The following is a 9369-nucleotide window of genomic DNA, read 5'->3' on the forward strand; positions in this document are numbered from 1 at the left end:
TGCGAACAGAAACGTTCACGTCAGCACGCATGGAACCCTGGTCCATGTTGCCGTCACAGGTGCCCAGGTAGCGCAAAATGGTGCGCAGCTTGGTCAGGTAAGCTTTGGCTTCATCAGCACAGCGAATGTCTGGCTTGGAAACGATTTCCATCAGCGCCACGCCAGAACGGTTCAGGTCAACAAATGACATGGTCGGGTGCTGGTCATGCAGGGACTTACCCGCATCCTGCTCAAGATGCAGACGCTCAACGCCCACTTCAACCTGCTCACCGCTCTTCATATCAAGGTGAATGATACCTTCACCAACGATCGGCTGTTTGAACTGGGAGATCTGATAGCCCTGCGGCAGATCAGGGTAGAAGTAGTTTTTGCGGTCAAAAACGGACTTCAGGTTGATCTCGGCCTTCAGACCCAAACCGGTCTTAATAGCCTGACGAACACATTCTTCGTTGATCACTGGCAGCATGCCCGGCATCGCCGCATCAACCAAGCTCACATTATTATTCGGATCGCTGCCAAAGCTGGTAGAAGCGCCCGAGAAAAGCTTGGCTTCAGAGGTCACCTGAGCGTGAACCTCCATGCCGATTACGATTTCCCAGTCGCCAGTTGCGCCCTTGATGAATTTCTTCGGATCCGGAGTGCGCGTATCGACAAGCAGCGTCATGCGATCAATATCCTGTGTTCGTATAAGTCTTCACGGAAGTCCGGCCACGCGATGCACAGCCACGAAGACCACCTAATTTCTCAATGGTGTTGGGTAGGCCATCAACCCCGCAATGGCAAGTGAATCTTCGGGGGTTTTTGAACCAGAGTGCCTAAATTTCGGGGAGAAGCTTGTAGAAAGTCGCGCAGAAGCATCTGGAGCTTGACCCACGCTGAACAACAATCCCTCAGCACTCACTTTGCGCGGCGACGACTTGCCCCGATTTTCATAGCAATAGCACTTACAATCAACCCTGTCGCAAAGCGGAACGGGAACAACGCCAGCGGCCCCACTTCAGGGTTCCACGGCAAAGGTATCCCAACAAGCTTGATAAGCCCCTCAAGAAACAGGCTGAGCGCAGCGGCAGCAAATCCTGCAATGAAGATCTTCCCCCGTTGATTGGCGTAGTAGCCCATATAGGCGGCGATCAATATGGCAAACGGATTCAAAAGCCCCGGCCACAGCAGGATTACAGAGATATCGTCGGTCATTAAAGTCTCATTCAGATCAATTAGGAAAGCACCTGCACAGCGCTACGTAGTTCCCCTAGCACATTATTGGAGTGACTGCGAAACAGACTTGGAGCACATCCCCGAAAAGTACGTTGCAGAGAATAATAGGGAGAGACGTCCAACACTTCCAGCAAATCTGCAACACCTGCTTGTTTTCGCAGTCCAGCAAGAAATGACACGCTTGCGACACTCAGATGGGTTGCCTATAAGGCAGCCATCAATCAATGGAGTTTTGATGCGAGCTCGACAAGAGTCCCGGTAAAGCCCTGTCGAAGATAGACAGGGCATGCACAATCCAAACAATCTCACTGACCGCATGAGCGGGCAGACGAGACAAGTGCATCTTTAAAACTCAAAGACATCCATGGATATTTCGAAAGCTGAACAGCGCATTTTGCATGTGCTGGCACAAGGCGGCTGCATTGAATTGCGCCGTGACGATGATGGCACTCTGGAAGAAATGAACTGCGTCACCCGGGACGGCTGGTATTATGCCGGTCTTTCCGAGCACATCTTCAGAAAACTGAAGTACAGACGCCTGATCTCCTCAAAAGGAGGCCGCCCCTATCGCATCACCAAACTGGGCCTGACCCGCGTCCGCAGCCAGCTCGACAATCGTTGACCAACACCACCCTGCAGCACCATGCTGCGGGGTGGTTTTCAATCAAGCAAAGCTTGGGCAGTCATCTACCCAAAATCTGCTTCAAAACCGCAGCGACAATAGCCTCAGGGCAATCTTCCTGAACCAAATGACCTGCTTGAGGAACTGGAATACAATCTTCCCCGGAAATCAGACCAGCCAAAACCTCCCCCTTCTCATAGGGGATCCACTCATCACACACACCCCAAAGCACTGAAACCGGACAATCCAGAGCCCCATAACTCCCCTGAACTTCATCAGTGTATTTCTGGTCCATCTGCGCAATCTGACGATAAAATGCTGGTTGCCCAACGGGTCCAATCCAAGGAGCGGCATAAATCTCCAAAGCCTCCTCGGAAAGCTCGTTATGAGCAGCCGTCTGCAAATAAGCCCGTAACATCGCTTTATGCATATACTCCGGCATCCCAGCAAAGGCCTCAGCATGTTCGCGCACATGTTGCACCAACGGCGATCCCCATGGAGCCAAAGCAACCGCATCAAATATCGTCAGAGAACCGTAACGCAGACCATTCAGATAATAGGCCCGCAGAGCTGTCGCACCTCCAAAGTCATGAGCCAGAACATCAGGGCGATCTAACTCCCATTCCTGAAACAGGCCAGCCAACACCTCATTTTGCACTCCGAGGGAAACATCCTGCCCTTCGCGTTTTTCAGAGTAACCGTAACCCACCAGATCAAAGTAATAGACTCTCCTGTGATCGAAGAAATGCGGCACAATCCTGCCCCAGACCTGCGAAGAAAAAGGTGTGCCGTGAATGGCAACCAGTGGCGGTCCATCCCCCATTGCCCCCCAGCGAACAGCATTTCCGTTAATAACCGAGGTGTTTGGAAGTTCCAGCATAGCACGACTCACATTGACATTTAGCTAAATGACTATATGAATATTTACATGGATAGAGCAATACAAATTAAAGCCATCTCCAGTGAGCCTCGTTTAATGGTCCTGCGCCTTCTGAGAGACCCACAAAAACACTTCAGCCATCAGCAATCAGCTGATCCTTCTGAGTTTGGAGTTTGCATGACTTTGATTGCAGAGGCGCTTGGCGTTGCCCAACCCACGGCCAGCAGGCATCTGGATATTTTAAAACAAGCTGGCTTTATAACTGCACAGAAGCATTTGAAATGGTCCTACTGCAAACGCAACGAACCTGAAATCAAAGAGTTTTTGCATTGGCTCAACATAGAAATCTCGCCAAACTAGATCATCTGATGCTCAAATCTCACATTTACTCAATACTGGGAAAAAACGCATAGCATCATGAGACCTCGCAGCAGCGTTCTGCGAGGTCGATTAGCACGAGCATTAGTTACAGGTCGTGTAAAAGAACCTTCGATCCCGGTCCTCGCGATATGAATAGACATGACAGGTCGTTTGATATCGCCCTCGATCCCATAATTCGACAGTCACATGGGTAGCCGGAGGGCGTCCGCCACGATGCCAAACACCACTCTCATCACGCAGGAGCAAGTACAGACCATCAGTCCCTGCCGGATTCTGGTAAGCACGCTGGATATCGCGATCAGATGATTCACTCAGCACCTGCCGAACAGTTGGCCCTGTAAAGCTTGAGCGCGAGTCCAAAGTTCTATTACCTACAAGGGTATCAGGCTCATCTGCCCAATAAACGTCAGCCTGAGCACTCGGCAGACCAACACTCAACGCCAGCGCACAGACAACTATAAACTTTCCAATTTTCATTTATTCTTCCTTTCCCCGAAACTTCGGGCAAAAGGAAGACGCAGCAGCCCCCTTTCTACGCAGCTAAATCCGGCTACAGCGTAAAATACATCTGAAGCAGTATCCCTGAAAAATCGTAGATCTACCGCAGCATCTCACGCTCACCAACAACGTAGCGCACGGGCTGCATCATCCCGACAGCCAAGTGCCAGATATTGTGACAGTGATAGGCCCACATGCCGGGGTTGTTGGCCAGAAATTCGATGGTCACCGTCTGCTTCCTAGGCACCCAAACCGTATCCATCACTGGCGCATAGTCGTCATCAGGACCACCAAGTACGCGAAATGTATGGCCGTGAAGGTGCATAGGATGAGACATGGGAGACCGATTGATCATCCGCAACTGAACCACCTCACCCTGTTTCACATCCAGATACGTCTTTTGCGGATCAGGCCCCGCATAGGGCTCAGGCCAGTAGTGATTGTTCATCATCCACTCATAGGCCTTCATATCTCCCGAAAGCAGCACATCATAAACACGATCAACTTTTCGGCCAAACCCTGATGCCTCAAGCGACTTCAGGCTTCTGAAATCAACAGTAACCCCGTCAAAGGAAGGCCGCTTGTCATTCACGCTGGCCTTCACATCATCAGTATGAATAACCCCAAGACACTGCTTACTATCACCAAGCGCAGCAGCATGGATTGTGTAACTACCACTGTCCGGCACATCTACCAGCACATCATAACGGGCTGATGTCGGGACAATCACATTCTGCCCCTCAACAGGCTGCATACGGTTGCCATCAACTTCAATGACTGAGAACTTCAGTCCATCAATAGAAATTCTGAAGAAGGTGCTGCCGGACGAGTTGATCAACCGCAGCCGCAAACGCGCCCCTTTTCTGACGGTCAACGTCCACGGTTCGGAGTTGGGTTGTCCATTCAGGGTGTAACCAGCATTCACAACATCAATATCAAAGTCTTTGGAGTTGGGAGGCTCATAAGCATCTTTGATCTCAGGCCGATGCCTGCCACTACGCAAGCCTTTGATGATCTCTCCACCTTCGGCTGGTGGAATGTCGCTAAACATCAGCACTTCATCATGATCATAGGAGTATGGATTGTCTTTAGGATCAATAATGAGAGCTCCCAGAAGACCATACTGCTCCTGCAATCCAAGATGGGAGTGGTAATAATAGCTCCCCTGTTGAACCAGCGGAAACTCGTAATATTGAGAGGTTCCCGCTTCAATGGGCAACTGCGCAATGTCGGGGACACCGTCCTGTAAAGACGGCAACAGGATTCCATGCCAGTGAATGCAGGTGGGCTGTTTCATCCGGTTATTGATGAGCACCCGGAACATATCCCCTTCCGTATATCGGATAGGAGTACCCGGCCATGTGCCACCAACAAGCATGCCTTTGAGATCGACACCATACTGAGAGTAAGGTTTCTCATCCACGTCCAGCGTAAAATCCGGCTTAGCAACACCTGCACCAAGGAGTGATTGTGCGCAAGCTGTTTCCTGCGGGACAGAAGCAGGAGGCAAAACAGGTTGAGATTGCTGTGCGCCAGCACTGCCGGAAATGAATGTAGCTGCACCTGCGGCAAGCCCGCCGCTTGCGCTGGTTTTCACAAAGTCTCGACGGCTCAGCGTCATAAGCGCACCTGCTCTTCCAGACGAAAAGAGCAGTTTAGGCAGGGAAACCCTACATTTCCCTAGCATTATCGAGAGGATTATAAGGAATGGGTTACGCGCCGATCAAACGATCAGCGCCCATGGAGCCCAGTGCAAGAGAACTGGTCAGGCCCGGGCTTTCAATACCCATGTAAGTCAACAGCCCCGGAATGCCGTGCGTTTCCTCACCCCAAATTGCGAAATCGGCCGCTTCAGCACCCGCAGGAACCAACTTAGGACGAATACCAGAATAGTCCGCCTGCAAGCTGCCATCGGCCAGATCGGGATAATATTTACGTATCTGCGAATAAAACCGTTCGCCGTGCGCTTCATTCACTTCGTAGTCGATCTCGTCGATCCACTCCACATCAGGTCCAAAGCGTGCTTGATTGCCCATATCCAGCGTGAGATGAACACCAAGCCCACCCGGCTCTGGCACAGGATAAATCAAATGCGAGAACGGGGCATCTCCGGCAAGGCTGAAATAGTTGCCTTTCGCATAGTAAAGCTTCGGCACTTTACATGACATGTGCCCGGCCAGCTTGGAGAGCATCTTGTTGGAGTGAAGACCCGCAGCGATCACAAGCTCATGACAAGTGATCGCGTAGCCATCCTTCATGACAACGGTAAAGCCGTCGCCTTTGAAGTTCTTGGCAGCAAACTCTTCATGCTCGTCATCATCAAAGTGATGATCAGCCGCTTCCAGATCCTCTTCCACCAGAATGTCAGCGCCCATCAACTCACTTGGGCGCATACCGGTTTCGATCTCGGTGACTTCTGTCCCAACAACAACAAGCCCGCCATGCGCCTCTAATCCACCTTGCAGCGCCATCATATACGCATGACTATCCACAATGCCTGTGGAAGGAGAAAACAGAGCGCCCTTACACGCCAGATGCGGTTCAAAGCCCCGCGCCTGTGCTTCATTGAGCATCAAAAGATCATCAACACCATTGGCAGCAGCACGTGCGCGAATGCCATCCAGCATGGCAACCTGACTTTCATCAGTCGCTACAATCAGCTTACCAACGCGCTTGTACGGCACGCTAAATTCCTCACAAAAGGAATACAGCATCTCCTTACCTTGCACGCAAGCTTTTGATTTCAATGAATCTTTTGCGTAGTAAATTCCGGCATGGACAACTTCGGAATTACGAGCACTGATTTCGGAGCCGATGATTTCGTGCTGTTCAAGCACAATAACTTCACGTCCCCTGCGCGCTAGTTCATAAGCCGCGCTCAAGCCCACAACTCCTGCACCGATTACGATGCACTCAACGTCTGCCATGCTATTCCTGTTTGCTCTTTTATTGTTGGGAGACAGACCCATAGCACATTACGCAGCAATCTAAACAATATACCCACAGCCTTTCCCGCATTAATCCCCAAGGCAAATGTGTAGATTTTGAGGCAGTATGTCTTGAAACGGCAAAACACCCAACATCTAGTAGGCAGCTTAATATACCAGGGTTCAGCTCATTCAATTTGATCCACAGCCAGATGTATCGCGCAGATACACAAGCAAAAAGCCTGCGTCAGACGCAGACTTTTCCCATGCCCATGTAGGGTGCATGTTGATAATGTGCAACCGGCACAATGCAGTTGAGATCAGAACCTACTGAGCCACAGCCAGCTCTGCCGATTTCACCAGCTGCACGCCCTTGCTCACCAACTCTGCCCGGCACTGCGTCCAGCCTTTCGGATCAATGGAAAGCACAGCATCCTCTGCCAGTTCCACCGCATATCCACGCCCCAGCGCACCAAGCGCCGTACTCTTCACACAGTAACATCCATCAAGCCCGGCAATCCTGAGCCGCCCAACACCGTGTGTCTTCAGGAAAGCTTCCAGCTCTTCACTGGCAAATGCATCCCCCACACTCTTCACAAGATCCATGTCCGGTTGAAACCCGAGCCGCTTATCCAACTCAAGCCCGTCAGAGCCCTTTGTCCCAAGCCCTTCGCCAAGCAATCCAATCAGAAAGTTCGTATAGCCTCCCTCATAGATCAACCGTGTGGTGATCACGGGCTCCCCGCGTGTCTGTGCATCTGCCGCCAACGCGTTAATCCGCGCAATCCGCTCTTCCACAAAGGCAGCAGGCCACTGTCGCGCCTTGGTATCCTTTGTAAAGTCCTCCTGCACATCCAGCACCAGCAACGCAGACTGGCTGCGGCTTGCCTTATCAATCACGTCTCCCTGCGTCGGCCCCTGCAACCGCATCAGGCGCTGCGCGGTGTATCCAGCACCAATCAGAAGCACCAGAACCACAAGACCAACAACACTCCACATACTCATCAATGCCTCCAAGTTACGACTGTCCCAGTGAGGAAAAACAACCAAGCAACGCCCGCTGCACTTTCAGATGCGCGCGTACCTCATCCGCACTCAGGTTCTGCAAAAGCTCTTCAAGAATAGAAAATTCCGCCTGCCGGATCGCGGTAATCGCTTCCCGCCCTTTTGAGCTCAGCACATAATAATGCGAGCGCATATGAGCAGGGTTGTCCTGCATCTCCACAAACCCTGCAGCCTTGCACGCCGCAAGGACACGCGCCACAAACTGCCGCTTAAGATCCAACCGCTCTGTAAGTGCTGGCGCTGTCATCGGAACACGACTGTTCAGCAAAGCCTCAAGAATGGCCCGCTCCCCAACACTCACCCCATGTTTTTGCGAGGCCACGTCCACCGCATTGGTAATGTGCCGCAACAAGGGCCGCGTGATCTGTATCCCCTCATAAAGCAAATCCGCCAGTTCAGGGTCTCTCTGCATTTCTCGTTCATCCATACCCCCACCAGACCACTCCATATCGATTCCGTCAACTGAGTTGACAAATAAGATACACTCAACGCAATGGCCTCATGCTAGATTGAGGCATTCATGTGAGTCTGGTCTTCGTTTTAAAAGTTCAATTTATGAGTAACCGCAAATCAGCAATTGTCCTCGGCGCTTATGGCTTCATCGGTGCCGCCTGCGTCAAACATCTCCAACATTCAGGATTTCATGTCACGGGGGTTGGACGCTCCCAATCAGCCGCCAGGCAATGCTTTCCTGAACTACAGTGGCACTTTCTGGATATCGCCACCGCAACCACTGAGGATTGGAGCAAAATCTTTGAAGCAGCAGATGTAGTCATAAACACATCCGGCGCCCTGCAAAACTCTGCCAAAGACAATCTGGAAGCAATCCATGTGCAAGCCGTCGAACGTATGTGCGAGGCATTGACCAACACAGATAAGCTGTTCATCCAGATCTCAGCCGCAGGCGTCGCGCTTGACGCAGCAACCAATTTCTTCCGCACCAAAGCAAAAGGCGATGCAATCATTAAGCAACAGCTTGAGCATGCAATCATTCTGCGCCCTGCCCTTGTTATTGGGCCACAAGCCTATGGCGGAACAGCACTTCTACGAGCAGCCAGCGCGATGCCGCTCATCGGCTTTAAGGTATTCCCCAAAAGCCAAATTCAAACCATAGCCTTGGACGACCTGGCACAAGCAGTCACACACTGCGCGCTTGGCAAAATACCGACAGGGACAACGGCAGACCTTGCAGAAGAAACACCGCAAACACTCTGGCAAATCACAAATTCAGTGAGAGCATGGCAAGGCTTCCCGCAATGGCGCTATGCTATCAGCGCCCCAAACGGGCTCCTAACGGCGACAAGCAAACTGGCGGATGCTCTTGGAACGCTTGGTTGGCGCTCTCCCCTGCGCTCCACATCCATCGAAACCCTGCAAAACGGCATCAGCGCGGATACGTCCACTTGGCAAAAGGCGGGTGGTTTTCCCTGCAAATCACTTGATGAAACACTGAGGTGTTTGCCATGCTCAACGCAGGAGCGTTGGTTTGCCAGACTTTATCTTCTGTTGCCCCTCACCATCGCCTGCCTTTCTCTCTTCTGGCTTGCCTCTGGCATTATCGGAGCAATCCAGTTTAGCGACGCACAGAGAGTTCTGACCGAGCGCGGCATGGATCAAACACTCAGTCTGCTCTTTGTCTTTGCAGGCAGCATCGCTGATATCTCGCTTGGCAGCCTCATCCTCTTTAGAAGATACACCCGCCTCGCCTGCCTCGGCATGATTGCGGTGACACTTGGCTACTTAGGTGCTGGCACGTTGTGGGCGACGGATCTCTGGGCAGA

Annotated in this window: 10 protein-coding genes and 1 pseudogene; 3 read left to right on the forward strand and 8 right to left on the reverse strand. The window is 51.7% G+C overall.

Annotation, left to right across the window (positions count from 1 at the left end):
• Positions 1-664 (reverse strand): annotated as a pseudogene (gene gatB / locus PPL9_RS31360) (Asp-tRNA(Asn)/Glu-tRNA(Gln) amidotransferase GatCAB subunit B); the annotation flags it as partial.
• A 233-nt stretch (positions 665-897) separates the two neighbouring features.
• On the reverse strand, positions 898-1194 hold the full coding sequence (locus tag PPL9_RS14385; protein ID WP_057463341.1) for a hypothetical protein: 297 nt from the start codon (positions 1192-1194) through the stop codon (positions 898-900).
• 385 nt (positions 1195-1579) lie between these two features.
• On the opposite strand from PPL9_RS14385, the gene PPL9_RS14390 reads away from it, so the two are divergent.
• Entirely contained in the window at positions 1580-1837 is a 258-nt protein-coding gene (locus PPL9_RS14390) for a YjhX family toxin (protein WP_054667435.1), read from the forward strand.
• A 61-nt stretch (positions 1838-1898) separates the two neighbouring features.
• Here PPL9_RS14390 and PPL9_RS14395 read toward each other — a convergent pair whose 3' ends face one another.
• Positions 1899-2717 carry an alpha/beta hydrolase gene (locus PPL9_RS14395; protein WP_057463342.1) on the reverse strand — a complete coding sequence of 273 codons (819 nt, stop codon included), beginning with the start codon at positions 2715-2717 and terminating at the stop codon, positions 1899-1901.
• 177 nt (positions 2718-2894) lie between these two features.
• Here PPL9_RS14395 and PPL9_RS34785 point away from each other — a divergent pair, with 177 nt between their 5' ends.
• The gene (locus PPL9_RS34785) at positions 2895-3077 is read left to right on the forward strand and encodes an ArsR family transcriptional regulator (protein WP_342585837.1); all 183 of its coding nucleotides are present in this window, start codon (positions 2895-2897) and stop codon (positions 3075-3077) included.
• A gap of 102 nt (positions 3078-3179) precedes the next feature.
• Here PPL9_RS34785 and PPL9_RS14405 read toward each other — a convergent pair whose 3' ends face one another.
• The 5 genes from PPL9_RS14405 to PPL9_RS14425 form a co-directional block, all read right to left on the reverse strand.
• Entirely contained in the window at positions 3180-3575 is a 396-nt protein-coding gene (locus PPL9_RS14405) for a hypothetical protein (protein ID WP_057463344.1), read from the reverse strand.
• 121 nt (positions 3576-3696) lie between these two features.
• Entirely contained in the window at positions 3697-5217 is a 1521-nt protein-coding gene (locus PPL9_RS14410; protein WP_057463345.1) for a multicopper oxidase family protein, read from the reverse strand.
• A 91-nt stretch (positions 5218-5308) separates the two neighbouring features.
• On the reverse strand, positions 5309-6523 hold the full coding sequence (locus PPL9_RS14415; protein WP_057463346.1) for an NAD(P)/FAD-dependent oxidoreductase: 1215 nt from the start codon (positions 6521-6523) through the stop codon (positions 5309-5311).
• 327 nt (positions 6524-6850) lie between these two features.
• Positions 6851-7528: a cysteine hydrolase gene (locus PPL9_RS14420; RefSeq protein WP_057463347.1), complete on the reverse strand. Its 678-nt coding sequence runs from the start codon at positions 7526-7528 to the stop codon at positions 6851-6853.
• 13 nt (positions 7529-7541) lie between these two features.
• The gene (locus tag PPL9_RS14425) at positions 7542-8000 is read right to left on the reverse strand and encodes a MarR family winged helix-turn-helix transcriptional regulator (protein WP_208989380.1); all 459 of its coding nucleotides are present in this window, start codon (positions 7998-8000) and stop codon (positions 7542-7544) included.
• Positions 8001-8143: 143 nt separating this feature from the next.
• On the opposite strand from PPL9_RS14425, the gene PPL9_RS14430 reads away from it, so the two are divergent.
• The coding region (locus PPL9_RS14430) for an SDR family oxidoreductase (protein ID WP_057463349.1) at positions 8144-9369 on the forward strand (1226 nt) is incomplete at its 3' end.

It is taken from the genome of Pseudovibrio sp. POLY-S9 (genome assembly GCF_001431305.1).
GTDB lineage: Bacteria > Pseudomonadota > Alphaproteobacteria > Rhizobiales > Stappiaceae > Pseudovibrio.

Bases quoted from the DNA above. Each gene is read 5' to 3' on its own strand.
- PPL9_RS14385 (WP_057463341.1), bottom strand. From the start codon at position 1,194: ATGACCGACGATATCTCTGTAATCCTGCTGTGGCCGGGGCTTTTGAAT.
- PPL9_RS14390 (WP_054667435.1), top strand. From the start codon at position 1,580: ATGGATATTTCGAAAGCTGAACAGCGCATTTTGCATGTGCTGGCACAA.
- PPL9_RS14395 (WP_057463342.1), bottom strand. From the start codon at position 2,717: ATGCTGGAACTTCCAAACACCTCGGTTATTAACGGAAATGCTGTTCGC.
- PPL9_RS34785 (WP_342585837.1), top strand. From the start codon at position 2,895: ATGACTTTGATTGCAGAGGCGCTTGGCGTTGCCCAACCCACGGCCAGC.
- PPL9_RS14405 (WP_057463344.1), bottom strand. From the start codon at position 3,575: ATGAAAATTGGAAAGTTTATAGTTGTCTGTGCGCTGGCGTTGAGTGTT.
- PPL9_RS14410 (WP_057463345.1), bottom strand. From the start codon at position 5,217: ATGACGCTGAGCCGTCGAGACTTTGTGAAAACCAGCGCAAGCGGCGGG.
- PPL9_RS14415 (WP_057463346.1), bottom strand. From the start codon at position 6,523: ATGGCAGACGTTGAGTGCATCGTAATCGGTGCAGGAGTTGTGGGCTTG.
- PPL9_RS14420 (WP_057463347.1), bottom strand. From the start codon at position 7,528: ATGAGTATGTGGAGTGTTGTTGGTCTTGTGGTTCTGGTGCTTCTGATT.
- PPL9_RS14425 (WP_208989380.1), bottom strand. From the start codon at position 8,000: ATGCAGAGAGACCCTGAACTGGCGGATTTGCTTTATGAGGGGATACAG.